The organism is Methylomarinum vadi (assembly GCF_000733935.1).
GTDB lineage: Bacteria > Pseudomonadota > Gammaproteobacteria > Methylococcales > Methylomonadaceae > Methylomarinum > Methylomarinum vadi.
The window spans coordinates 3,847,963-3,872,459 of the sequence record NZ_JPON01000001.1; the positions used below are offsets into that span (position 1 = coordinate 3,847,963).

The following is a 24,497-nucleotide window of genomic DNA, read 5'->3' on the forward strand; positions in this document are numbered from 1 at the left end:
GGGGATGCGGTTGTCCGCGGATAATTTGTTTTTACTCAGTCAATGCGCGGTTGCGGCGGCTTATCAGGCCGGGCAAGTCATCGCCAACCATTCGTCACGCGAGGTTGCCGTGCAAACCAAGCAAGGCGGAACCAGTCTGGCGGCGCAAGTGGTGACGGAAGTCGATCATTTAAGCCAGGAGGTCATTTTGCAGAACCTACTGCCGACCTGCGCGATGTTCGATTTGGCGCTGTTGACGGAAGAAAGTCCCGACGACCGGGAGCGGCTGAATAAGGACTTTTTCTGGTGCATCGATCCGCTGGACGGTACCTTACCGTTTATCGAACAGGTGCCGGGCTATTCGGTGTCGATCGCCTTGGTCGGCCGCGACGGAACGCCGCAAATCGGAGTGGTCTACGATCCCGTTGCCAGAACCCTTTATCGGGCGGTTAAAGGGCGGGGTCTTTCGCGTAGCGGCCAAAACATCGAAGCGGCAGCCGTTTCACCACCTTCGAGCGGCCGGAAGGCCACCTTTATCACCGACAAGAGCTTCGCCAGGGACCCGCTATATCAAACCGTGTCGGGCGAATTGGAACGTCTCGCCAAGGATTTAGGTTACGCGGGTTCGGAATTGGTCCTGCAAGGCGGGGCCGCGATGAACGCCTGCCGGGTACTGGACAAAGCGCCGGCCTGCTATTTCAAATTCCCTAAACCTCAACAAGGAGGCGGCAGCATTTGGGACTATGCGGCGACGGCTTGCCTCTTTAATGAGGCAGGATTACCGGTCAGCGACAGCAGAGGTAGGCCTTTCGAGCTGAATCCTAGCGGTTCGACGTTTATGAATCATTGCGGTGTCTTGTTTGCCAGCGATTCGGATTTGGCCGGGCGCATGGTTGATTTACATAACCGGTTGATGTCTAAGGGTGGAGTAAGCAGCTAGTACCGCAAAATTTGCCAGCGAGGGGCGCTCAAAACATCCCTGTTGCTTGGATTCTGGCAATCCCTGCCGGAATGACCGACTCATATAAAATTTGTAGCCTGGATGCAGCGTAGCGGAATCCGGGAATCGCGTGTTTCCGAGGTCCCGCATTCCGCGATGCTTCATGAGGGTTACGAGCTATTACAGTAACAGTTGCCTGTTGACGGGTCAATAGGCAAAAAACGAACAAATAATGAGTTCGTTTGCCAGGGAGGAGCGCTCAAAACATTCCTGTCGCCTGAATTTCGGCAATCCCTGCCGGAATGACCGACTTATATAAAATTTGTAGCCTGGATGCAGCGTAGCGGAATCCGGGAATGGCGTGGTTCCGAGGTCCCGCATTCCGCGATGCTTCATGCGGGTTACGAGCTATTCCAGCAACAGTTGCCTGTTGACGGGGCAATAGGCAAAAAACGAACAAATAATGAGTTCGTTTGCCAGGGAGGGTGCGCTCAAAACATCCCTGTTGCTTGGATTCCGGCAATCCCTGCCGGAATGACCGACTCATATAAAATTTGTAGCCTGGATGCAGCGTAGCGGAATCCGGGAATGGCGTGGTTCCAAGGTCCCGCATTCCGCGATGCTTCATGCGGGCTGACCATCGTAGGCAACTTGCCCTCCCTCGAAGAAAATACGTTTCTCATAAGAATTACTACGTTTGGCATAAAAACGCATAACTCCCGCCCGGTAAAATGATCTTGGTTTGAGACGATAGATTTCAACCAATTGATTTACTTTATAAAACAAATGAAATGCAGATCATAATAGATCGACACCATTTCATTATGAAAATAATAATTAATGCCTACGAGGACTTTTATGCGACATACCAATCGACTATTCAATGTAAAAACGTTGGCCTTCACGATTCTGGCTTGCCAGGGATTAACCCGAATATTTCATGATAGAGGCAGGCAAGTTTGTTGATATTTGATAAAATTCAGTTACTTAGATTGAATTTAACCAACAACTTGCCCATGACAAATTGTACTCCAGCTCAGATAGAATTTCCTCCCTTAAAACGCCGTAAAATAGACGCCCAATTCAGTGGTGGAGCGATCACCAGTGATGGCGGTGTGCTGTTGTTACGAGCGGTTGACCAGCAGTTAGCCCGAATATTTCATGATAGAGGCAGGCAAGTTTGTTGATATTTGATAAAATTCAGTTACTTAGATTGAATTTAACCAACAACTTGCCCATGACAAATTGTACTCCAGCTCAGATAGAATTTCCTCCCTTAAAACGCCGTAAAATAGACGCCCAATTCAGTGGTGGAGCGATCACCAGTGATGGCGGTGTGCTGTTGTTACGAGCGGTTGACCAGCAGTTAGGGTTAACCGAACGGATAGCGGCGCAGATTCCTGACGCCAGAGCCCCTGACCGCGTGCAACACTCTGTGATCAACCTGCTCCGTCAACGGGTTTATGGCTTGGCGTGTGGGTATGAGGATTTGAATGATCATGACACGCTCAGAAATGATATCGCCTTGCAGACGGCGGTGGAAAAGGATCAGACATTGGGCAGCCGATCCACCTTGTGCCGGTTTGAGCAGCAGGCGGATCGCGCCTTGATGTGGCGAGTTCATGAGGAGTTGCTGGCACAGTTTATCGCTTCGTATGAGACACCGCCGAAATCGTTGATCCTGGATTTCGACGCCACCGACGATCCGGTTCATGGCGAACAGGACGGACGTTTTTTTCATGGCTACTATCGGCACTATTGTTTCCTGCCGTTGTATGTCTTTTGCGGCCATCACTGCTTGGTCAGTTATCTACGTCCCAGCAATATTGATGGCGCCAAGCACAGCTGGGCGATTCTGGCTTTGCTGGTTCGGCGCTTGCGTCAGGCTTGGCCGGACGTTGACATCACGTTTCGCGGCGATGGCGGTTTTTGTCGCCATAAGATGCTGAGTTGGTGCGAGCGGCATCGCGTTCACTATATTGTCGGGTTGGCCAAAAATAAACGCTTAACGCGCTTAAGCCAACCCTGGATTGAACAAGCCCGGCAACAGTTCCAAAGCGAACAGCAGAAACAGCGTCTCTTTACCGATTTCCACTATAAAGCCGGCACCTGGAAACGCCGACGCCGTGTCATTCTTAAGGCCGAACACATGAGCCAAGGGAGTAATCCCCGCTATGTCGTAACCAATCTGGACGGCGATGCACAAACACTCTATGAAACCGTTTACTGTGCGCGAGGCGACATGGAAAACCGGATTAAAGAACAACAATTGGATCTGTTTGCCGACCGCACCAGTTGCAGCCTGTGGTGGCCGAATCAGTTTCGTTTGCTGTTATCGACACTGGCCTATACGTTGATCCATGCGATTCGCCGAATCGCCCTCAAAAATACCGAACTAGCGACAGCCACTTGCGCCACCATTCGCCTGAAATTGTTTAAAATCGGTGCCGTCATCATTCGTAACACCCGTCGTATTCGACTGCTGTTCAGCAGTCAGTATCCGTTTCAATCCCTGTTTAAATCCGTTTGTCAGCGCCTGTGCCCTGATTAGTACAAACAAAGTGCTGTGCCCGGCACGCTGATAAACAATGGGGTAAGGGGAAGTTGCGCCTGAAAAACGAAAATCAACGCTTAATTCCCTTTTTGACCGCTCAATTTCTCCTTACGATCGCATGTTTTAAAACAAATGAGGGTTTCGATAGGGTTTCAAGGGACTGATGAAATATCCGGGTTAATTTCCAATGCGGCAACCGCGGCTCCAAACCCCGATGCTTGCAAATTGTTGACTGCGGATCGTTTGTTCGATGGCTATAACGTTCAATTTAACAAAAGTGTGCTGGTATTGGCCGACAAAGTTGCGGCGGTTGGAGATTATGCTGAACTGAGCTCGCAATGTGCCAGGCAGTATGACTTGGGCGACGCCACCATTATGCCGGGTTTTATCGAATCGCATGCGCATATCAGTTTTCAAAATGTCAGACACGACAAAGTCTTGGAGCATGGGATCACCACGGCCCAAGACACCGGCGGCGGCCCCTTGCAATCGCCACAAGGAGGCGATGGCTCGTTGCGTTTGTTGACTACCGGTCCGATTCTTCAAGCCCAAGGCGGTTATCCGCTGAACATCTTTACTCCCGATGACCAAGTCGGCGGGTATGACAAAGTGGGACTGGCCATTGCACCAAATGCCACGGAAAACGAAGTCAGAGCAATTGTCCAAAATTTGGTGGCGGGCGGTGCCTCCGCGATCAAGATTGCGTTGGAAGTGGGCGGGGAAGCCGGAGCGCCCTGGATGATGGATCATGGTCATGGAGCCGTGCCCGAAGCCCCCTGGCCGGTTTTGTCGGAAGAGCAGGTCGAATGGATTGTCAACGAAGCCCATGCCTTAGGCAAAAAAGTCCTTGCCCATGTGAGGCTGTCGTAAAACCCCAATTTCTTTGATTTACCACTGGAAACCGGCCGTATTTCCCACGGCCGGCGAAGCTGGCAAGTCAGTAGTTTAACCATGACAACTGTCGAACTTTCGGTCAAACGAGCTCATAAACCGGCTAAGCCAATGATATAAAGCGCGAAAAAGAGCTGCCACTAATGCGCGGCTCAGATTGTAGGCCATGGCGTGCAAGGCGAATTCCACTTTGACGCCCGCCAAACCTTTACGGCGAAAGCGATTCAAGCCTTGGCGACCGCGTAGCTGACTGAAGACTGGCTCCACCATGGCCTGCCGCTGCCGATAGCGTTGCCGAGGTTCGGGCTGGGCCATTTTCAGGCGCAGGGCTTCTTTTTGGGTATCGCTGTCATAGCGTTTGAGGGTGCGACCGCTTTCGCTACGCGTGCATTGGGATTTCAGCGGACAGTCTGAACAGGCATCGCAGGCGTAGACGGTATAAGCATGGCCACTTTTACCGCCTTTGCAGGTGTGACGGCGAGTCAAGCGTTGTTGCCCCGGACAGCAATAAGTGTCGTCGTCGGCCTGATAAATAAAGCGGCTTTTGGGGATTTGTTTGTTGGATTGTTTGTTCCAATCGTCTCCTTCACTTTGGCCTTCCGGACAAAGCAATTCGATGTTGTGTTGCTCAGCAGTATCCAAGACGCCATTGCTGAAATAGCCAGCATCGAACAGAGCTGTTTCGACGCCTCCCAGGGCTTGGGCGCGATCCAGTAAACCTGGCACCACCTCGGTTTCACTGGAAGGATGAACGTCGCAAGCCACGATCACTCGATTGTCGTTCGCCAATACCGACGGTTTATAACTGCTGCGAAAGTCTTTGGAGTTCTTTTGCGGCTGTAATACCGCCTCCGGCTCGTTGCTTTGTACTTGGGTCTTGGCCGGATCTTTGCCTTTGGCGGCTTGTTTTTGCTGGCGAGACTTTAGCTCGGCTTGGGCTTGTTCCAGACCGTTCAAACGCTTAGTCGCAGCCGCATCGTTTGGGTTGGCTTGCGCGGCTTCCTTCGCTTGCGCCAAGGCTTGGTTGAGCGCTTCTTCCTTCATCAATCGAAACCGGGAGGACATGGCTTCGATCACGGTACCGTCGCCCGCCAACGTCGTCGTGCCTGAGCCTGTGACTTTCAAAGTACGGCGCGCCAGTTGATCGAAAAATTCGGTCGTCAATGATTCGGCATGCTGATGGACGAAACGGCCAATGACTGAGTGATCCGGCATGATACCGCCACTTAGCCACCAACACCCCACATCGGCTCGAGCTAAACGCTCCAAGTCGCGCAGGCTGCTGATGCCTTGTAACAGGCCGTAGAGAATAATCCCCACCATCGCACGTGGCGCATACGGCGGACGCCCGCCGGGCCGATAACGGGCTTCGAACTCGGCGAAGGATAGCGATTGCAGGAAGGGGCGCAATTTCAACGGGATGGTTAAGCCGGCGTGCTCCAGATGTTCGCCGAGCGGTTTACCGTTGATCGATAAGCCGCGCGGGTCGGGCGCTTCAAAACGGGCCATCGGTTCGCTTGAGATCGATTGAGCGATCAACTCAGGTAACGGTTCAACCTCGCATTCATCGAATAGCGAATATTGCTTGGCGCTATACAATGTCTTGACGGGTCTAATGTTCGCTTCGGCTGCCATTGATCTATTTCTAATAGGTTTGGATAGGGGTATTTTACCGTATGTGTAGCTGGTTGGGGGGCTTTTACGACACCCTCATGTGGGGGAGAACGAAGGTTTTCAGATTGCGGTCAATGCCGGCTTGGATACGATGGCGCATATACCCTGTGCCGCGATCGATGGTGAACTGCTGCATCAAGCGATTCACCATGGCATGAAATTTATTACGACCATCGACACGCTGGCGTCATGCGGAGACGGACTTTATGCGAATGCGCACCATATTGGCCATATCTATCAGGAATTCGCCCAATACGGTCTTGAATTTCCAATGATTTACGGTTCTGAGATCGCACACGACAACGTGCCCTGGGGGATCAACGGCGAAGAAATGCATTTGATGTTGCATTTGGGCAGCGGCGAAGCGATAGACTTTCCCGATGTGATGAATGTCCTTAAATCGGCAACCTCCGCGGCTGCCGAGCATTTGGACACCGGTATTGAGGGCTTGGGCACCCTGACGCCCAATGCACCGGCAGACCTGATCGCGATCAAAGGCAATGCGCTTGAACGGTTCAAGTTGATGGAATATCCGGACCTCGTCATGTCAGGAGGTAAACTGGTGGTCAATAATTTTTCGAAGCACCGAATAAATTATCATCGCAAACCGCGAACAGTTCCGCAGTTCGCCGATTAGTGCGGCCGCAGGCGGTGAGGGAAATGAAATTTTCCTTGCCGTGCCGCTGGCCGATTTTCTTTAGCTCGAACCGGCTGATCGATCGTAGTAACGCGCTTCGATTAAATTCGCTTCCGGATCGCGGAAATAAAAGGAAGTGCCGCTGCCTTGGGCGCCCCAACGAATCACCGGCCCTTCTTCAATCGGAACGGAATTGGCTTCAAGCCTTTCCAGGAGGGCTTGCCAGTCGTCTTTGTCCAGGGTAAGACAAAAATGGTTTAAGTTCGCTTGGCCTTTTTGTTGCCCGCCTTCCCACAAGGCTTTAGGGAAAAGATCGATCACCGTCACCGGGTTAAGCCTGACGGACGGAAAAGGGACGTCGCCGGCAAAGTATTCGTCGATCCGTTCCGGCTCCAGCATCAGCACCTGCGAATAAAAAGCCAGCATTTTGGCATCGTCCTCGATGTTCAGTACGATATGATCGAATTGGCATTGCATGTGATGGCCTCCGTTTTTGTTTGTTTAACGCCTATTAAATCAAAATATTCCGGCATGCCGCGGGTTATGCGATTCCATCCGATTGCGCGCGATTGGGAAACGAGATTTCCAAAACGACGCAACCGATATCGGTTTTGAACGGCCCGTGAAGTTCGCCGGGCGGACGGCTGGCGTAATGGCCGGTTTCCAGCCAACGGTCGAATGCCTGGTCGTATAGACGGCCGCTCACGATGAACACTTCCTCCGGATAATCATGCGCCTTGGCACCGAACAGCGACGTGTCCGCCTGCGGAAGAAACCGTGTCAAGCGGGTATATTCGCCGCTGACCGGATCGATGCTGAGGGTTAATTCCTCGGCCATGCCTTCCAGTCCCTCGACCGGCGTCCAGCGTGTCCGGTTTTCGGGACTGAGGGTATTCCAATAAGTTGCGGTAGACTTCGCCACGGCTGACTCCTGAATGATTTTTTTAGGGCGATAGGCATTGTCCGCCGGATGATCGATATCCGGACGGAACACGTAGAACGGCAATGCTAAAAATGAAAGATAGCATGATATGCTTGTTTTCTTGACGATAAAGTGTCGGAGTCAGAAATAACATGCATAACAAAGGCGTGGCGGCGGCGGGGCATGAGCAAACCGCGAAAGCGGCGGCATTCATTCTTGCGGAAGGAGGCAATGCCTTCGATGCGGTAATCGCGGCGCATTTGGCCGCCTGTGTGGTCGAGCCGGTGCTCTCTTCATTGGCCGGAGGCGGTTTTTTGCTGGCGCGGACCGCTACCGGCGACAATACGTTGTATGATTTTTTCGTACAAACGCCGCAGTTCAAGCGCGCCGTCGCCGAAACCGATTTTTTCCCGATTTCCGCCGACTTCGGCACCGTACAGCAGGAATTCCATATCGGCGTGGGCTCGATCGCGACACCGGGCACCGTCAAGGGACTGTTCGAGGTTCACCGCGAATTAGGCTCCTTGCCGATGACGGTGCTGGCACAACCGGCGATCGAACTCGCGCGCGCCGGCGTGGCGATGAATGCTTTTCAGGCCTATATCTTCGATATCGTCAAGACCATCTACCTCAAGTATCCCGAGACGCAGAAAATCTTCACGAGTAAAGTCCGGCCAGGTTGTTTGCTGCAGCAAGGGGAAATGTTGTATCAGCCAGAGTTGGCGGATTGCCTGGAGGTGTTGGCTAAGGAAGGGGACGCGTTTTTTTATCGGGGCGAGATTGCTGGCGCCGTGACGAGATTGTGCGCCGAACGGGGCGGCCATCTTGACAGCAAAGATTTTGAACAATATCGACTGGTCAAGCGAACGCCGTTGTCCATCGCTTATCGCGAGGCAAACGTTTTGACCAATCCCGCTCCTAGCTCGGGAGGCACGTTGATCGCCTTCGCCTTGCAATTGCTGCAATCGTTCGACCTGTCTGGTTATCGCTATGGTTCGGCCCCCTATCTCGATTTGTTGGCGAATGTTCAGGACATGACCAACAAGGCGCGTATCGACGCCTACCTGAACGAGAATTCGCCTCATCCGGCGGAACATGTTCTGGACCCGGAAGTCCTCGAAACCTATCGCAGCCAAATCAAAACCGCGGCGATGTGTTCCCGCGGCACCACGCAAATCAGCGTGATCGACGGGCGGGGTAATATCGCCAGCCTGACCACCAGTAATGGCGAGGGGTGCGGGTTGTTTATTCCCGGTACGGGCATCATGCTCAATAACATGCTGGGCGAAGAAGACCTGAACCCGAAAGGTTTTCATCATTGGCCGACCGATCAGCGGATGACTTCGATGATGGCGCCTAGCATCGTAACGCTTCCGGATAAGCGCCAGATTGCGCTGGGGTCGGGAGGCTCCAACCGGCTGCGCACGGCCATCCTGCAAGTTTTGCTCAACGTGATCGATTTTAAAATGCCGCTGGACCAGGCGGTTACCAGTCCCAGGTTGCACCATGAAGGCGGATTGCTCAGCGTGGAAGGCGGTTTTGCCGACGACGCGATCGCGCAACTCCTTAAAAACCATCCGAACTATCAGGTCTGGCCCGGTCTCAATTTATTCTTTGGCGGAACGCATTCGGTCAGCCGTTCGGCGGACGGTTTTTTCGGCATCGGCGATCCGCGACGTGGCGGAGTTGCCATGGAGGTTTCCTAACGCATGCCGGTTTAGGCCTCGGTAAAAAAATTCCCGAAACGCCCAACGAAATCGTACCCATACTCCGGGGCGTATACGCATCTGGAGGGCACTCTGCGTCTCGTGCCGCAAGGGTGTTTCTATGCAGGAACATGGGTGCCATGAGGGAAATCATTAGCGACCAGGCCTAAGGAATGCAAGGGTCCTGTTCTGGAATGACGTTATCGATAAGCGCTTGGCGGAGTGCATTAGCGGCGGCATCCCACAGCCGAATAGAGCGCTGTTCGCCCTCGGCCACCAAAACCGTCGCCGGACGTGCAGCCGCTCGTAGCGCGGAGAGCAGATCGGCCCGCCGGACCCAGACCCATTGGTCCCGTTCGACGGTCCGACAAACAGGTGACTGCGTGATACGTGATAGCGGCAGGTATTCGACTTTCATATGGTAAGTCGAGAAATTGCCGCTTCGTGAAGGGCCGGTGAGTCGCAATAAGCGCGGACGATCGAGGTTGAAACTGCAGTTGGATTCCTCGTAAAACTCCCGTAACGCGGTGGCGAGCAGCGGTTCATTTTCTTCATGCGTGCCGCCCAGATGTCCCCAGCCAATGCGATGAACATCGCGTTCGCGCGCTAGCAGGTAGAAAGCGGAATCGTTTTTACAGGCGACGGCAATAATGCCCGCGCCGACCGGGGCGGGGCGTTCGCCATGGAGCGAACAAGCGTTTAGTAGAAACAGAGAGAGGGCGAGCGCTAGGGCGTGTAAGGAATTCATTCCCTTTTTCCAGGATTATGCTGTCGCCATAATGCCTGTTTATTGTCAGCGGCACAAGACGCGCGCCAACCCTTGCCAGTCGGTCGTATAGCGGGGCGATAAATACTCGACCGGCGTTTGCCAGTGATTGCCGATATTGCCGGCGCTGACGGCAATGCCTTTGGGAAAACGGCGGTTGATGTTGTCGACGGTAGCCATTAATTGCCGGCTCATGGCGGCGGATTCCGAACCGCCGGTGTCCAGGAACCGAAACAAATCCTGTTGCAAGGGCGGCTGGGCGGGTTGGATATGACCCAGCAGGACGCCGCATTTCTGATAACGGTAGCCCGCTTTGAAGATGCCGTGCAGCAGTTGCTTGGCGGTCGTGACGATCACGCGGGTGTCCTGCGTCGCCTGCGCCAGGGCTTTGTAGGCCGAACGCTGGTATTGCGGTTCCTCGGGATTAAAGGGGTTGGTGCGGATGAAGACGGTGACCGATCCGGTTACCGAGTGTTGCTGGCGTAATTTTTCGGCGGCCCGCGCGCAGAAACTGGTCAAGGCTTCGGCCAGTTCCGATAGTTCGCCCAAACGCCGCTTGAAACTGCGCGAACAGACGATTTGCTGTTTCGGCGCCATCTCTTCCAGCGACAGACACGATACGCCTTGCAGTTCCAGTACCGTGCGGGCCATGACGATATTGAATTGCGCCTGAATCTGGTCGGCCGCTTGCCGGGCCAAATCGTCGACCGTTCTGATGCCCATATTGTTGAGCCGTTTGACCGTTTGCCGGCCGACGCCCCAGACTTCCTCAACCGGGGTCAAACGCATCAGTTTTTGCCGCCGAAGCGGATCGGATAAATCCAGCACGCCGCCGGTTCGCGGCCATTTCTTGGCGGCGTAATTGGCGAGCTTGGCCAGCGTCTTGGTGGGGGCCATGCCGACGCAGACCGGAATGCCGGTAAAGCGCTGCACCCTTTGTTTCAGCTGCCTGCCATAGGCATCCAGATTCCGCCAGCGCAGCCCGGACAGGTCCAGAAACGATTCATCGATGGAGTAGATTTCCACGTCGGGCGTGAATTGTTCCAGGCACTGCATCACCCGTTGCGACATATCCGCATAGAGCGCATAGTTGGAAGAGAATAATTGGATCTGGTGGCGCTCGATCAGGTGTCGCACTTGATAAACCGGCGTCGCCATCTTGATGCCCAGGGCCTTGACCTCGGCGCTGCGGGCGACGATGCAGCCGTCATTGTTGCTCAGCACCGCGACCGGTTTATGCCATAAATCCGGGCGAAACACGCGTTCGCAACTGACATAGAAATTATTGCAATCGACGAGGGCGAAGAGTTTGTTCTCGGGCATAAGGCAAATCGCCTAGACGGCATGGATGACATTGGTCACCACGCCCCAAATCACCATATCGATATCCTCTTTGACGACAATATCGGCATAGGCCGGGTTCTCCGCCCCCAGTACCAGACTGTCCGGGCCGATGCGTTTCAAACGCTTAACCGTCAGTTCCCCGTTCAGGGCGCAAATCACGACTTTGCCGACCGTCGGTTTCAGCGAACGGTCCACCACCAGAATATCGTTAGGATGAATGCCGGCGCCCAGCATCGATTCGCCTTCGGCGCGGACGAAAAACGTCGCCGCCGGTTTCTGAATCAATAACTCATTCAAGTCCAGCGATTTCTCGACATAGTCGTCGGCCGGCGAAGGAAAGCCGGCAGCGACCTTACCCGAGTATAAGGGGGCTTTTACCGAACTGAGGGAGCGGGCGGGGACCAAAAGCTTCGCCAAGGCTTCGCTGGCCGGCGATGAGGAAGGGTTGGCGGAAGCCTGCAATTTAGCTTTTATCTCGGCTTGTTGCTTACGCCGCTCTAACAGGGACTTCACTTCGGGAAGCAGGCTTTCCGGCACCCGAATCGCCTGCGTGCTTTCCCCGTAAACGTTGGAGCCTTTCTTGCGGCCGGCACCGGGACGGGCGCCGCCGCGATTGGAAGAGGGAATGTCAGTCATAAGAAAATACCGGGATAGCGATTGGAATAATGAAAAGTGTACGGTATTCTAAAGACGAGGGACAAGTAAAATTTTGCAGCAGGAATCCAAATGGTGACGCGGCGCTATTACTCGGCAAGCCCGAGAAAATGAAGCCGCGCTGGGCTTGATACGTTCCTTCGAATATTCGCTCGTTTTGACTCTGCAAAAAATGTGAAAATAAAACCTCCATCTTCAATGAATAGCGCGGATGTCCAATTCTAAACCGACTTCACCAGATTCCACTCACCGCATTTCCTCTTTTAATGCGTTGTGGCCTTTCATACGTCCTTATCGCCTCAGGATCGTGTCGGCTTTCCTATTGCTTTGCCTGGGGTCGGCCACGATCCTGCTGGTGCCGCTGGCGTTTCGCGACCTGATCGATTTCGGCTTCGGCCAGCGGCAAAATGCCGGTGGTGGCTTATTGAGTTCGTTGAGTCTGAACGGACATTTCGCCGCCTTGTTCGGCTTGGCTTGCTTGTGGGCGTTGGCCGTATCGGCGCGCTATTACCATGTGAGCTGGATCGGAGAACGCGTCACGGCGGATTTGCGCAGCGCGGTGTATGGCCGGGTATTGACCCAGTCCCCGCAATTTTTCGAGACCTTGCAAACCGGGGAGGTGCTGTCGCGTCTGACGGGCGATACCACCTTGATTCAGACCGTGATCGGCAGTTCCATTTCGATGGGGCTGCGCAGCCTGTTCCAGTTTATCGGCGGCATGATCATGCTGGCGGTGACCAGTTTTCATCTGTTTTCCCTGAATCTAGGCCTGATGGCGTTGCTGGTATTGCCCATCCTCGTCATCGGTCGTCGAGTCAAAAAGCTCTCGCGGGAGTCGCAGGACAAGATTGCCGACGCCTCGGCCTTGGCTGGCGAAATACTCAACGCGGTGCCGACGGTGCAGGCCTATACCCAGGAACAACGAGAAATCGAACGCTTTGCCGGGCGCGCGGAAGTCAGCTTCCTGACGGCAATCAAGCGTACTCGTGTGCGGGCGATGCTGACGGCGTTGATCATCACGGCGGTGATGGGCACCATAATTTTCGTGCTGTGGATCGGCGCCAACCTGGTCAACGAGGGGCAGATGACGGGCGGGCAACTGGCGTCGTTCGTTCTCTATGCGTTATTGGTTGCCGGCGGCGTTGGCACGATGGCGGAAGTGTGGGGCGATGTCATGCGTGCGGCGGGTGCCGCCGGACGCTTGTTGGAACTGCTGCGGGCAACCCCGACCATTGCCGAGTCGCCCCATCCCCAGGCGCTGCCGCGATCCGGAAAGGCCGAGATTGGGTTTGAGCAGGTTACTTTCCGCTATCCCGCGCAAATGCAGGCGGCGGCGCTGGACGACATCACTGTCCAAATCCGCCCCGGCGAAAGCGTCGCGCTGGTCGGTCCTTCCGGCGCGGGCAAGACGACCTTGTTCCAACTGCTGTTGCGTTTTTATGACGTCACCAATGGCCGCATATGTTTCAACGGCGAGGATATACGCCGGCTTTCCTTGCGCGAATTGCGCGACAATATAGCCATCGTGGCGCAGGAGCCGGTGATTTTCTCGGCCAATGCGTTGGAGAACATTCGTTACGGCCGGCCTTCCGCCAGCGACGAGGAAGTCTTGGCCGCCGCCAAAGCGGCCCAAGTGGAAGAGTTCGTCGAGCGTCTGCCGGACGGCTATCGGACCTTTCTGGGGGAACGGGGCACCCGGTTATCGGGCGGTCAGCGTCAGCGCCTCGCCATCGCCCGTGCGATCCTGAAAAATGCGCCGCTGTTGTTGCTCGACGAAGCCACCAGCGCGCTGGATGCGGAATCGGAAATCTTGGTGCAGCAGGGATTGAACGCCGCGATGCGGGGACGCACCACGCTCATCATCGCCCACCGCCTGGCCACCGTGAAGCAGGTCGACCGCATCATCGTCCTGAACCAGGGACGCATCGTCGAAACCGGCTCGCCGGAAGATTTACGCAAGCAAAGCGGCCTTTACGCCCGGCTCGCCAGCTTGCAATTCGATATTCGATAAGGCAACACACAGTATAGGGCGTCAATCCTGAAAATTGCTTCTTTTAAAGGGGGTTATGTCCAGCAGATGGATTGGCTCTTAAATGCGATCTTTCGTCTTAGCTCGTAGGTCAGGTTGCGCGACAGCGTTCCCTGACAAATCAATTGGCGCATCGGATTGTCACATAACCCGCACCCTTGCGATGGGTTGGTTTGGCAAGGTTGAACGGCAATGTCGCAAGGGAACGGACAACGTGACCTACGGCAAATGCCGTCAAGGGTCGGGAAATCGGTAGGTCAGGGTGCGCGGCAGCGCTTCCTGACAAATCTATTCCAAAATCATCGATTTGATGTCCTCGGGCATAAAATATTTCCCCCAGCCTTCAGGATAACGGCCTTTAGACCGATGAATATGAAAAGATGACCACAGATAATCGGCCGGGTCAGTGACAATTTTATGTTTGACCGGATTGTAATGAATGTAATCCATGTGACGATTCAGGTCTTCGGCATTGCGGATGATATGGTCCCAAAACCGACGTTGCCATAAGGTAGTTGGCGTTTTGATATTTCTTGCCTGTTTCCAACGATGAGAAAAACGCAATTTCACCGATTGAATGATTCGAGATAGCGCGTCTTTTTCATCCACCCTGATAAGCCAATGAAAATGATCATCGAGTATGACATAGGCCAAAACCCGGAACGCCATCTCCGCTTTGACCTCGCGCATGACGGTCAGTAATAATTCTTTGTCTGCGTCATTAGCCAGTACTGGATTTCGCCGATGACAAACAGCGGTAATAAACACCGGTTGATTGTCAGGCGGGTAGCGTCGAATATCGGTCATAAATATGGATTATAGACACATTTGCTCGTCGCGGAATGCTTTGACCAATTCGTAGGTCAGGGTGCGCGACGGCGTGACCAGACAATTCGATGGCGCATCGGATTGTCACGTAACCCGCACCCTTGCGATGGGTTGGTTTGGCAAGGTTGAACGGCAATGGCGCAAGGGACCGGACAACGTGACCTACGGCAAATGCCGTCAAGGGTCGGGAAATCGGTAGGTCAGGGTGCGCGGCAGCGTTCCCTGACAAATCAATTGGCGCATCGGATTGTCACGTAACCCGCACCCTTGCGATGGGTTGGTTTGGCAAGGTTGAACGGCAATGGCGCAAGGGACCGGGCAACGTGACCTACGGCAAATGCCAGCAATGGCCGGGAAACTGGTAGGTCAGGGTGCGTGGCAGCGTTCCCTGACAAATCAATTGGCGCATCGGATTGTCACGTAACCCGCACCCTTGCGATGGGTTGGTTTGGCAAGGTTGAACGGCAATGGCGCAAGGGACCGGGCAACGTGACCTACGGCAAATGCCAGCAATGGCCGGGAAACTGGTAGGTCAGGGTGCGCGACAGCGTTCCCTGACAAATCAATTGGCGCATCGGATTGTCACGTAACCCGTACCCTTGCGATGGGTTGGTTTGGCAAGGTTGAGTGGTGGCAATGGCGGAAAAGAATGGGCAACGTGATCTACGGTTTAATTGTTTTATCCCGACTGATTCTTCACTGTCCCAAGGTCTGCCAAAGGGGGCGTAAGTGGTTATTGGATTCGGCAAAGGTCATGCCATAATAACGTCAGCATCACGACCATTAGGAGCATTGCTTATGGCGTTAACAAAAGACAGTGGTAACGTTTATCTAAGTGAAGAAGAATACCTGAAAAGCGAGGAAGCTTCCGAGGTCAAACGCGAATACATCGATGGCCGGGTTTATGCGATGGCCGGTGCAGGATATAACCACAATTGTATCGCTGTGAATATTCTTAGTAATTTTCGAAACGAGCTTAAAGGGACTCCTTGCGCGACGTTCATGGCGGATATGAAAGTGCGTTTAGGCAACGATTACGTTTACCCGGATGTGTTAGTGGATTGCGGCATTATGAGTGGCGATGATTATTTCTCGACAACGCCGGTGATCATTGTGGAAGTGTTATCGAGATCAACTCGAAAAACCGATACCACCATCAAACTGCTGCGTTATAGCAATCTCCCTTCTTTAAAGGAATATGTGATGATTGAATCGGACTTTGTCTCAGTTCAGGTGCTTAGAAAAAACAAACATTGGTTATCGGAATATTATTTTCTCGGCGACTCGGTGACCTTTGAGTCCATTGGTGTAACTCTTACGGTTGAGGAAATCTACGACCGTGTCGACAACGGCGATATGCGGGAATTTAAACAAGAAAAAAGACCGTCTAACGATTGACGTTTAAGGTCGTGTAAGTTAATTTCGATAATACCCGTGAAATGACTCTCCGATTGTATATTTTCTATGAAAGAAATAGGTGTGCCGCCTGGGGATTGGATTTATCGTTATGCGTTATTCCCTTATTTTACTTTCTAAAGATTTGTATGTAAATAACTTCCAGGATCTGCGCTATCGTTCTCGCACTCTGTGTGGGAATGAAGACTGAACCGCTCTGTGGTTCGGAAATTAAATTTTACTCCGACTTCCATTTATTCCAACTACCCACGCTTGACTTTGGTATAACGCTGGTCACACTTATTGTTATGAAAACCGCCATCTAAATACCAGACTCGATATTCCAAGCCGCTGAAGGTTTGGCCCACCGTTTGGGGATCTCTAGAAGCGAGCTTTATTCTAAAGCCATCGCCGAATATATGGATTCCCATAAAAATGAGAATGTTACGAAAGCACTGAACGAGATTTATGGCGAAGAAACCGCCTCATTGGATGAGGCGCTCGATACCATGCAAATGCGCTCTATTTCGAAAGAAGAATGGTGATGAAAAGAGGGGAAATATGGTGGGCTTCCCTAGGTAAGCCAAGAGGGTCGGTGCCCGGTTATAAGCGGCCGGTTGTTATCATTTCTTCTAATGATTTCAACATCAGCAAGATCAACACAGTCATAGTGGCGGTAGTGACCTTAAATATTCGGTTAGTTGACGCACCGGGTAACTTTGCGATTTCAAGGAAAGAATCGGGATTGTCTAAGGAATCGGTAATTAATGTCTCTCAATTGCTAACACTCGATAAATCTTTTTTAGTTGATAGAGCGGGCAAACTGTCATCCAAAAAGCTAGTGTCTTTAAACGAAGGCTTAAAGTTAGTTCTATCAATATGAAACTTAACAACGGTTGGCGCTATGCGCTGGAGCGTCCCTGATCATTTAGCTATACACTTTTTGATATCCTCTAAAATCCGATAGCTGACTGGAACTAGCAGTAAAGTGATTAGAGTCGAAAACAATACGCCAAAGGCGAGAGAGACCGCCATCGGCATGATAGTTTCGGCGTCGGGGCCTTGTTCGGTCAGAAGCGGTATCAAACCGAAGAATGTGGTCAACGTTGTCAGTACAATCGGTCGAAAGCGCTTTTGCCCAGCTTGCCGCAATACTTGCTGAATGTCGGGATGACGAGGCAGTTCTTCGTTGATAAAGGCGACCAATACCAAGCTGTCGTTGACGACGACGCCGGCCACGGCGAACAGCGCGATGTAAGACTCTAACGTCAGAGATACTCCTAGCAATGCATGGCCCCATACCGCGCCGATGAGACCGAAAGGAAATGCCCGCCGGGGTACCCAAAGGCACAAGAACGGGCATCCAGAGTCATCGATGGTAAACTGAAATCGGCCCTACGTATTACCACGCTACTTCCTCAACCAGGGACGTATCGTCGAAACCGGCTCGCCGGAAGATTTAGGCAGCCTGTAAAAATAACGTGATGCGCATTTTTCCATCCAACATTTTCAATAACTTACACACATCAAAATAGCCAAATTTTGAATTATTAGAGGCTGCCTTTACGCCCGGCTCGCCAGCTTGCAGTTCGAGATCCAATAAGGCTGTGTTCGTTATTGGCGGTGTTTGAATATTAGGGGAACAGATTGGTAGGCTATGCGACCAGCAATAACTGGCTTGTTTGTAAGGGTAGGGGCAATAAAAAAGGCCGGCTGGAAGCCGGCCTTTATGTTTGATCCGAATACCGTCAGGTTTGAATGGATCAGAAGGCGTTTTTGATCCGTATCAACTGGGTTTCGCCATTTGAATCGTCCACGCCATCATTGTCGTTAGCGAACAGCATGTCGCCATCGCGGGTTACCGCGAGACTTTCAATTTTCTCCAACACCATGCCGTTAGTCGCTTCCAGGTCCGGCAGTAAGTCTCGTACCAGCGTTTTGCCGAGCGTCTCGAATACCTCTCCTTCGGCTTTGAATATTACGCCGGCCAGAGAGAACTTATAGACTTTCTTGATGCGGGCATCGCTATTGGCCTGGTTATCGCGTTCGACAACCGCAAACTCGCCATTACCCAAGGCGGTGATTTCGGACAAGCCGACCCAACCTTTGTTTGGGGATTGTCGAACGTCGAGCGGGTAATAAGCAAAACCCCAATCGCCAGTCACAGTGTCATAGCGCCCGATACGCACTTTACCGCCGTCCGTCGTGTTGTTGGGCTCCGGATCGCCTACCCATGCGCGTTGAAATGCCACGTAAAGGATCTCGTGTCCGCTTTCCATGACGGCAGCCACGCCTTCGAAACCAAAGCGGCGTTGCTTGGCATTGACGGCGGCAGGCAACTTGATCGTTTCGATAATGTCGCCATTGGCATGCGCATGCACCACAACGTTGTTGCTCGTGACTTCGCGATCGGGATCATCGACGGATCCGGCCCCTTCGGAGGCAATCCAAAAACTGCCGTCACCGCTGGCGCTGACGGCAATACCTTCGGGGTCCAGATCTACAGTCGAACCGTTGTCGGTCAGCACGATTTCATCGGTGATAACGGCCGGATGCCGGCTCACGTCCATGGCATAAATACGGCTTTGTTGGAAAAAACTGTCATGGATGGTGTATATAACGTCGTCATTATTCGGATCGATAGCGAAGCCCGATAATGCCGCCCATGGAATCGGCGTGCCGTCGTAGCGGTTAGCCGAGATGATGCTAGGATAGTCGGCTTCGCCGTTTTGCAGTTTATAGATAGTCAACGTGCCGCGGAATTTGTCGCCACGAGCGTCATTTTCGCTGGCCGAGATCAATAATCCGCGTTTTGGAATCGCTTTGATTCCTTCAGGGCCGACACCGGCCGGTAAGGTTTGCACCAGCTCGACTTCCTCGTTTTTGCCTTTGACCTTATAAACGAAAACCACGCTGGAGCGTTCGGAGGCCACAAACAGAAAACGCTCGTTGCCGAAATCGCCAAATTCGACATTTTCCGGTTCGTTGCCTTTGTTTTCGGAGCGATTGTCCGGATAGTGGCCGGTACGGACGACTTGATGTTCCAGCATGTTAGCCGAGCTGTACAATACATCGCCAGCGGTATTAAAAATTGTCATGCCGCGACTGCCGCCATAAAGATCGCCCTCGTCCGCAGTGGCGAACTTGTCGTCGCTAATCCAGGTAATGCCGTCCGGTTCCCGGGGAACATCATACAAAGAACCAGTCAGGCTGATCAGTGCCGGATCCTCTTCAATTATATCGATATCGGTCAAGTCGACTGTACCGGCGGGAAAAGAATTGATGACGTAACCCGTAGCCAGGTCAACCATGACGATATAATTGTTTTCTTGCATCGTGACCACGGCGATGTTTTTGCCGTTGATGTCGACATATTCCGGTTCCGCATCGAAAGGAAACAAATCGGCCAGGCTATCAAGATTTACATAGCGTAAATTCCAGTTATCGGGAGCACCGACCAGATCGACGATTTGCAGAAACCCTGAAGGCGATTGCGGTGGGGCGCCATCTCCCAGGTCTTCATCCCGTTCGTTCTCGATAACTACGGCCGCGTACCGACCATCGGGGCTAACCGCGACTGAATCCGGTTGACCGCCCAGATCGTGCGTTGCGACGATAATTTGGGTCTTGATATCGACCACATGCAGGTGACCGCTGGGGTTGGTGAAACTTTCTGAAGAATTCACCGCAACCAATGCATAGTCTCCCGCTACGGCAACAGAGGTTGGTTCGCCACCGACGTCAATCGCGCCGAGCGCTTTCGGCTTATTGGCTTGCTTGATGTCCACGAAACCGAGCTTGCCTGTTTCGCTATCGGTGTAAACCAATGTTTTTCCGTCTTCACTGACATCGACGATTTCCGCAACGGTTTCTTCGTTGATGTCGGTATTCAAATAGACGGGAAACGTTGCGATACGATTGAAAACTTTATCGTCTTTTCCGGCATGGCTAGTTTGTGGCGCCAGTGTGATCGAGGTGCTCAATATCAGTCCTGAAATGACTGATAGATAGGGCGGAGCGCAAATTTTCATTAAAACCACCTTCTTTGGTAACTAAGGGAATGGGAATAAAACATGTTGTCCGATAAAAACAGGCATCTTACTTAAGCAACATGACAGTTTAATGACTGTCATGAACAGATACCGCAAGGGCAAAGAAAGGTGGTGCGACTCGAGGTCAATCGCTATTGCGATGCGAAGTGGATGATTATCCGAGGCTATGTTGTGCGGAAATTCTCAATCGAATCGGTATTTCTGTATTACAAAGGGGAGGGCCAACATTGAACTCAATCAATCATCGACTTTATAAGACTTGGAATCGAAAGGCTGTTTTTAAAATACCTTGAACTAAACAACCACCCGCTCAAGCGGGTGGGTTCCAATAACGGACTGAAAGTCCGGATACGCGTCGACTAAACGACGCGTCTTAGTCGGGCTCCATCTTGAAATTATCGTTTGGATTAGGTTCAAAGTGATGCTCCAAATATTGCTTTATCATCTCATCAGTCATTTGCCCCACTGTGGCGCAAAAATAACCGCGGGCTCAAAAATGTCGACCCCAATATCGCTTTTTCAAGTGCGGGAACTCTTCGAACAGATAGCTCGAAGTTCGTCCCTTGATTCGCCTCATGATTTCGCTTGGGGCCATAGTCGGCGGCGCACTCACCAAAATGTGCACATGATCTTTGCTCACGACACCTTTGATAATCCGTATCTCAAAGGCTTCGCATGTCTGCCGCACCAAGTCTCTCACTCGTTCGGCTATTTCATCCTTCAGCACTTTATAACGATACTTCGTAACCCAAACAAAATGATACTCAATTTGGTAAACCGTATGGCTGCCGTATCTATAGTCCATCGCCACCTCCTTGGGCAAATTATCGCAGCTAAAGCTGACCGGCTAAAGCCGGTGGTTTAAACCTTATGATGGATAATCAACTGCTTTCTGCAATGGGATCAGGTAAATCGTGCGGATGAACCGAATTGTTAAACAGGCCTTTTTTCACTCGCAAATGAATAACGTGACTCAATAGACAAACTAAATGCCAGAACTGTACAAAAGTACAATAGACCTATCCCGATGAGAAGATTATGGTTTGACAATCAATACCATAATTTCACAAATATGTTTTTTTCATTGAGTTCAAGAGATGGGAAAAGCCCTCGGACAATAAAAAGGGGACGGTGCGATGAAGTTCAAAGTAGGTCTAGGTTTGACGCTCATAATCGCGTTTTTTAGCGTAAGTTTCCAAACTGCGGCGCGTAACGCTGTTGTCTCAGCCACCAATAAAACCAAATTACAGGCGTTAGCCAAACAACTTAAGGAACGAAGCGACATTGATTATCAAAAAGTAAGGGAAGCGGCAAAACTCATGGGCATACCCGTCAGACAAGAATTACCCAACGGCAAGGTGTTGGAATTCCAGCGGATATCGCCTGCAACCGGTCCCGCTTTTTACATCACGAACAATATTGACGCCGCGGATACCGTTTCAACCGACGAGGTGTGGCCGGGGGGCTCTGCCGGTCTCAATCTCGAAGGTACGGGCATGACCGTGGGCGAATGGGATGCCGGTGCTGTTCAAGCGGATCACTGGGATCTTTACCCGCGCGTCACGCAGAAAGATGGCGCCACGACAATCAGCGATCATTCGACCCACGTTGCCGGGACTTTGATTGCTTCTGGCGAAGTATTGGATCCAAGAGTTAAAGGAATGGCTTACGCCGCTCAACTCGATGCTTGGGATTGGAATTTCGACAGTTCGGAAATGGCGGGTGCGGCTGCCGGCGGATTATTGCTTTCCAACCATTCTTATGGCATTGCCGCAGGCTGGATATATTTAGGCGGCGCTGCCCCGGACGAATGGTGGTGGATCGGCGGCACGGGCACCGAGGATCCTAATTTCGGCTATTACGATAGCCAAGCTCAATTATGGGACCAGATTGCATTTGATGCGCCTTACTATTTGATCGTGAAGGCTGCCGGTAACGACCGTTGGGATACGGGGCCTGCAGCCGGCGAGGAATATACGGTGATCGATCAGGACGGCAATACTCTTGGTACTTCTACTGAGCAAAGAGAGCCGGATTGCGCTCCGGCCGGCTATGATTGCTTGCCTACCCACAGCGTCGCGAAAAACATTTTAACGGTGGGTGCGGTTGACGACCTTGTCGACGGCTATCTGCCTTTAGCCGGGGCCTCGCAGGTTTCCATGCTTCCTTTTAGCAGTTGGGGCCCTACCGACGACGGTCGCATCAAGCCCGATGTAGTCGGGAACGGTTGGTTGTTGCTTTCGACATATCCCTCAAATACTTATGCCGCCGCGATCGGCACTTCGATGGCCGCCCCCAACGTCACGGGATCGTTGCTCTTGCTCCAGGAGCATTATGAAGATATTCACGGTGCCGGCAACTTCATGCGCAGCGCGACACTCAAGGCGCTGGCCATTCATACGGCCGATGAGGCGGGGGACGCCGATGGCCCGGATTACGCCTTTGGATGGGGCCTGTTGAACACCAAAACTGCTGCTAAAGTGATTTCCGAGGACGGCGTAAGCAATCCCAATTACAGGATCATTGAAGGAAGTCTCGCTAACGGGATTACCGACACTTTTCAGATCGATGTTAGCGAAGATGATTCTCTGATAACCGCGACGCTGGTTTGGACGGATCCTCCCGGCACGCCGGCCGCGCCGGCATTGGATCCTTCCGATCTCATGTTAGTCAATGATTTGGATCTACGAATCATAAGGGGACCTTCAACCTATCTACCCTGGGTGTTGGATCCCGCTAACCCCGCCGCGGCTGCGACCAACGGCGACAATTTTCGGGACAATGTTGAGCAGGTGGAGATCGCAAGCGCCGGGACGGGTACGTATACACTTGAAGTCAGCCATAAAAGCACCTTGCAAAATGGTCCTCAGAATTATTCTCTTATCATCAGTGTTATACCCGCTCCGCCTAACGGATCGTCTCTGTTCATCGATGAAGATTTCTCCGGCGGTCTACCTGCCGGCTGGTCGGTGGAAACCGCCGGCGGCGTTAGCTGGGAGGTCGCGGCACCGGTTCCGGGAGATCCATGGTTGGATAAATTGACTGGAGGTAGCGGCCAATTCGCTATGGCGAACGCCAGTTCATACAATTTATACACTACCTCGTTGGTGACCCACTCGTTGGATCTCTCTGCCGCGACGGGAGTGGCTTTGCGCTTCAACAGCTACTTTAGCTTTTATTTATTAGAATCGATCAATGTCGATGTCAGCACCAATGGCGGAACGAGCTGGAATAACGTGTGGTCGTTTCAAGGCTTTGCAATTCCAACTATAGTCAGCCTGGATATTACCGGGGCCGCCGCCGGTCACGCCGACGTCAAGCTAAGGTTTCGTTATGATAATTCGGCTTTATCGGATTACGCCTATCTTTGGCAGATCGACAACGTGCAGTTGGAGGCCTATGGGATAGCGCCGCCTCCTCCGGCCGACCCGCCTGGGCCGGCATCGAACCCGTCTCCGGCAAATGGAAGCAACGGCATAGGGGTTAATTCAAATGTGACATGGTCTGCCGGATCCCTGACTACCTCTCATGATATATATTTTGGCACCGACAGCACGCCAGACGCCAGCGAGTACCAAGGAAACCAGGTTGGCACCTCATTCGTCCCTGGGACCCTCGCCTATTCGACCACTTATTATTGGAGGGTCGATGAAATCAATGAAAATGGGACGACTACAGGGGCGACTTGGAGCTTTACCACCGAGGCGGCTCCATCGGCAAATACAGCGCCCACGGCTTCGTTCGATTATTTGTGCAAAAAAACGGTTTGTACCTTTACCGATGCGAGTACGGATCCGGACCTGGGCGATGCTATTCAACAATGGAGTTGGGATTTTGGGGATGGGAGTTCGTCGACAGAACAAAACCCGACACACACTTATCCTGCAACCGGCGTTGCCTATACAGTGTCCCTAACAGTCAGGGATAATAGCGGATCTGAAAATTCTGCGAACGCGGCATTGACTCTGAGTAACAAAAATAAGCCCGTGAATGGATCGAGTGGAAGCTCAGGTGGGGGCGATTCAGGTACAGTTGCGGCGGAAAAAGGCCGAAATAAATGTGGAGACGGGATTGATAATGACGGCGATGGACTGATTGACGGAGCGGATCCCGATTGCCAATGAGT

20 protein-coding genes and 2 pseudogenes are annotated in these 24,497 nt (G+C 52.5%); 11 read left to right on the forward strand and 11 right to left on the reverse strand.

Annotated elements, in window-relative coordinates; translation table 11 throughout:
• Window positions 1-4: 4 nt before the first annotated feature.
• The 4 genes and pseudogenes from EP25_RS0119190 to EP25_RS0119205 all read left to right on the forward strand — a co-directional run bounded on the left by EP25_RS0119190 (window position 5) and on the right by EP25_RS0119205 (window position 4,343).
• Entirely contained in the window at window positions 5-919 is a 915-nt protein-coding gene (locus EP25_RS0119190) for a 3'(2'),5'-bisphosphate nucleotidase CysQ family protein (RefSeq protein WP_031435354.1), read from the forward strand.
• Between the two features lie 1,016 nt (window positions 920-1,935).
• A pseudogene (locus EP25_RS23315) lies at window positions 1,936-2,067 on the forward strand (IS1380 family transposase); the annotation flags it as partial.
• A gap of 89 nt (window positions 2,068-2,156) precedes the next feature.
• Entirely contained in the window at window positions 2,157-3,470 is a 1,314-nt protein-coding gene (locus EP25_RS0119200; protein ID WP_031435356.1) for an IS1380 family transposase, read from the forward strand.
• A gap of 228 nt (window positions 3,471-3,698) precedes the next feature.
• Window positions 3,699-4,343 carry an amidohydrolase family protein gene (locus EP25_RS0119205; protein WP_200875057.1) on the forward strand — a complete coding sequence of 215 codons (645 nt, stop codon included), beginning with the start codon at window positions 3,699-3,701 and terminating at the stop codon, window positions 4,341-4,343.
• Window positions 4,344-4,418: 75 nt separating this feature from the next.
• Here EP25_RS0119205 and EP25_RS22200 read toward each other — a convergent pair whose 3' ends face one another.
• Entirely contained in the window at window positions 4,419-5,999 is a 1,581-nt protein-coding gene (locus EP25_RS22200) for an IS1182 family transposase (RefSeq protein WP_051906911.1), read from the reverse strand.
• A gap of 79 nt (window positions 6,000-6,078) precedes the next feature.
• On the opposite strand from EP25_RS22200, the gene EP25_RS0119215 reads away from it, so the two are divergent.
• Window positions 6,079-6,675 (forward strand): amidohydrolase family protein, encoded by a 597-nt coding sequence (locus tag EP25_RS0119215; RefSeq protein WP_200875058.1) that lies wholly within the window; start codon window positions 6,079-6,081, stop codon window positions 6,673-6,675.
• 60 nt (window positions 6,676-6,735) lie between these two features.
• On the opposite strand, the gene EP25_RS0119220 is transcribed toward EP25_RS0119215, so the two are convergent.
• Together EP25_RS0119220 and EP25_RS0119225 are read right to left on the reverse strand one after the other, a co-directional pair.
• A complete protein-coding gene (locus EP25_RS0119220) occupies window positions 6,736-7,152 on the reverse strand; it encodes a VOC family protein (RefSeq protein WP_031435359.1) in 417 nt (138 codons plus the stop codon).
• A 64-nt stretch (window positions 7,153-7,216) separates the two neighbouring features.
• Window positions 7,217-7,597, reverse strand: a complete 381-nt coding sequence (locus tag EP25_RS0119225) for a cupin domain-containing protein (RefSeq protein WP_031435360.1) — start codon at window positions 7,595-7,597, stop codon at window positions 7,217-7,219.
• Between the two features lie 152 nt (window positions 7,598-7,749).
• Here EP25_RS0119225 and ggt point away from each other — a divergent pair, with 152 nt between their 5' ends.
• Window positions 7,750-9,303, forward strand: a complete 1,554-nt coding sequence (gene ggt / locus EP25_RS0119230) for a gamma-glutamyltransferase (RefSeq protein WP_031435361.1) — start codon at window positions 7,750-7,752, stop codon at window positions 9,301-9,303.
• A 166-nt stretch (window positions 9,304-9,469) separates the two neighbouring features.
• Here ggt and EP25_RS0119235 read toward each other — a convergent pair whose 3' ends face one another.
• From EP25_RS0119235 to EP25_RS24315, 3 genes are read right to left on the reverse strand one after another with little or no spacing between them, the layout of a single operon-like run.
• Window positions 9,470-10,051 (reverse strand): NUDIX hydrolase, encoded by a 582-nt coding sequence (locus EP25_RS0119235; RefSeq protein ID WP_031435362.1) that lies wholly within the window; start codon window positions 10,049-10,051, stop codon window positions 9,470-9,472.
• A gap of 45 nt (window positions 10,052-10,096) precedes the next feature.
• Window positions 10,097-11,392 (reverse strand): Y-family DNA polymerase, encoded by a 1,296-nt coding sequence (locus EP25_RS0119240; protein WP_031435363.1) that lies wholly within the window; start codon window positions 11,390-11,392, stop codon window positions 10,097-10,099.
• 12 nt (window positions 11,393-11,404) lie between these two features.
• Window positions 11,405-12,049, reverse strand: coding sequence for a LexA family protein (locus EP25_RS24315; protein ID WP_031435364.1), 645 nt, complete (start codon window positions 12,047-12,049; stop codon window positions 11,405-11,407).
• A gap of 229 nt (window positions 12,050-12,278) precedes the next feature.
• Between EP25_RS24315 and EP25_RS0119250 the strand changes: the two genes are divergently transcribed.
• The gene (locus tag EP25_RS0119250) at window positions 12,279-14,078 is read left to right on the forward strand and encodes an ABC transporter transmembrane domain-containing protein (RefSeq protein ID WP_031435365.1); all 1,800 of its coding nucleotides are present in this window, start codon (window positions 12,279-12,281) and stop codon (window positions 14,076-14,078) included.
• Between the two features lie 306 nt (window positions 14,079-14,384).
• Here the strand turns inward: EP25_RS0119250 and EP25_RS0119255 are convergent, their stop codons facing one another.
• On the reverse strand, window positions 14,385-14,903 hold the full coding sequence (locus EP25_RS0119255; RefSeq protein WP_051906914.1) for an REP-associated tyrosine transposase: 519 nt from the start codon (window positions 14,901-14,903) through the stop codon (window positions 14,385-14,387).
• 819 nt (window positions 14,904-15,722) lie between these two features.
• Between EP25_RS0119255 and EP25_RS0119270 the strand changes: the two genes are divergently transcribed.
• From EP25_RS0119270 to EP25_RS0119280, 3 genes are all read left to right on the forward strand, one after another.
• Complete coding sequence (locus tag EP25_RS0119270; protein WP_031435367.1) at window positions 15,723-16,322, forward strand: Uma2 family endonuclease; 600 nt, start codon at window positions 15,723-15,725, stop codon at window positions 16,320-16,322.
• Window positions 16,323-16,678: 356 nt separating this feature from the next.
• Window positions 16,679-16,864 carry a hypothetical protein gene (locus EP25_RS23965; protein ID WP_235185955.1) on the forward strand — a complete coding sequence of 62 codons (186 nt, stop codon included), beginning with the start codon at window positions 16,679-16,681 and terminating at the stop codon, window positions 16,862-16,864.
• Window positions 16,864-17,202 carry a type II toxin-antitoxin system PemK/MazF family toxin gene (locus tag EP25_RS0119280; protein WP_031435368.1) on the forward strand — a complete coding sequence of 113 codons (339 nt, stop codon included), beginning with the start codon at window positions 16,864-16,866 and terminating at the stop codon, window positions 17,200-17,202. Before EP25_RS23965 ends, EP25_RS0119280 begins: the two co-directional genes overlap by 1 nt.
• Window positions 17,203-17,243: 41 nt before the next feature.
• Here EP25_RS0119280 and EP25_RS0119285 read toward each other — a convergent pair whose 3' ends face one another.
• From EP25_RS0119285 to tnpA, 4 genes and pseudogenes are all read right to left on the reverse strand, one after another.
• Complete coding sequence (locus EP25_RS0119285) at window positions 17,244-17,672, reverse strand: efflux RND transporter permease subunit (RefSeq protein WP_031435369.1); 429 nt, start codon at window positions 17,670-17,672, stop codon at window positions 17,244-17,246.
• 106 nt (window positions 17,673-17,778) lie between these two features.
• Window positions 17,779-17,919 (reverse strand): hypothetical protein, encoded by a 141-nt coding sequence (locus EP25_RS23525; RefSeq protein WP_160172754.1) that lies wholly within the window; start codon window positions 17,917-17,919, stop codon window positions 17,779-17,781.
• A 163-nt stretch (window positions 17,920-18,082) separates the two neighbouring features.
• Complete coding sequence (locus EP25_RS0119295; protein WP_036300793.1) at window positions 18,083-20,350, reverse strand: esterase-like activity of phytase family protein; 2,268 nt, start codon at window positions 20,348-20,350, stop codon at window positions 18,083-18,085.
• Window positions 20,351-20,744: 394 nt separating this feature from the next.
• Window positions 20,745-21,176: pseudogene (gene tnpA / locus EP25_RS0119305) on the reverse strand (IS200/IS605 family transposase).
• Window positions 21,177-21,507: 331 nt separating this feature from the next.
• On the opposite strand from tnpA, the gene EP25_RS22660 reads away from it, so the two are divergent.
• Complete coding sequence (locus EP25_RS22660) at window positions 21,508-24,495, forward strand: S8 family serine peptidase (protein WP_051906915.1); 2,988 nt, start codon at window positions 21,508-21,510, stop codon at window positions 24,493-24,495.
• Window positions 24,496-24,497: the final 2 nt, after the last annotated feature.

Bases quoted from the DNA above. Each gene is read 5' to 3' on its own strand.
- EP25_RS0119280 (WP_031435368.1), top strand. From the start codon at position 16,864: ATGAAAAGAGGGGAAATATGGTGGGCTTCCCTAGGTAAGCCAAGAGGG.
- EP25_RS0119270 (WP_031435367.1), top strand. From the start codon at position 15,723: ATGGCGTTAACAAAAGACAGTGGTAACGTTTATCTAAGTGAAGAAGAA.
- EP25_RS0119240 (WP_031435363.1), bottom strand. From the start codon at position 11,392: ATGCCCGAGAACAAACTCTTCGCCCTCGTCGATTGCAATAATTTCTAT.
- EP25_RS24315 (WP_031435364.1), bottom strand. From the start codon at position 12,049: ATGACTGACATTCCCTCTTCCAATCGCGGCGGCGCCCGTCCCGGTGCC.
- EP25_RS0119220 (WP_031435359.1), bottom strand. From the start codon at position 7,152: ATGCAATGCCAATTCGATCATATCGTACTGAACATCGAGGACGATGCC.
- ggt (WP_031435361.1), top strand. From the start codon at position 7,750: ATGCATAACAAAGGCGTGGCGGCGGCGGGGCATGAGCAAACCGCGAAA.
- EP25_RS22200 (WP_051906911.1), bottom strand. From the start codon at position 5,999: ATGGCAGCCGAAGCGAACATTAGACCCGTCAAGACATTGTATAGCGCC.
- EP25_RS0119295 (WP_036300793.1), bottom strand. From the start codon at position 20,350: ATGAAAATTTGCGCTCCGCCCTATCTATCAGTCATTTCAGGACTGATA.
- EP25_RS0119190 (WP_031435354.1), top strand. From the start codon at position 5: ATGCGGTTGTCCGCGGATAATTTGTTTTTACTCAGTCAATGCGCGGTT.
- EP25_RS0119235 (WP_031435362.1), bottom strand. From the start codon at position 10,051: ATGAATTCCTTACACGCCCTAGCGCTCGCCCTCTCTCTGTTTCTACTA.
- EP25_RS0119200 (WP_031435356.1), top strand. From the start codon at position 2,157: ATGACAAATTGTACTCCAGCTCAGATAGAATTTCCTCCCTTAAAACGC.
- EP25_RS0119255 (WP_051906914.1), bottom strand. From the start codon at position 14,903: ATGACCGATATTCGACGCTACCCGCCTGACAATCAACCGGTGTTTATT.
- EP25_RS0119250 (WP_031435365.1), top strand. From the start codon at position 12,279: ATGTCCAATTCTAAACCGACTTCACCAGATTCCACTCACCGCATTTCC.
- EP25_RS22660 (WP_051906915.1), top strand. From the start codon at position 21,508: ATGAAGTTCAAAGTAGGTCTAGGTTTGACGCTCATAATCGCGTTTTTT.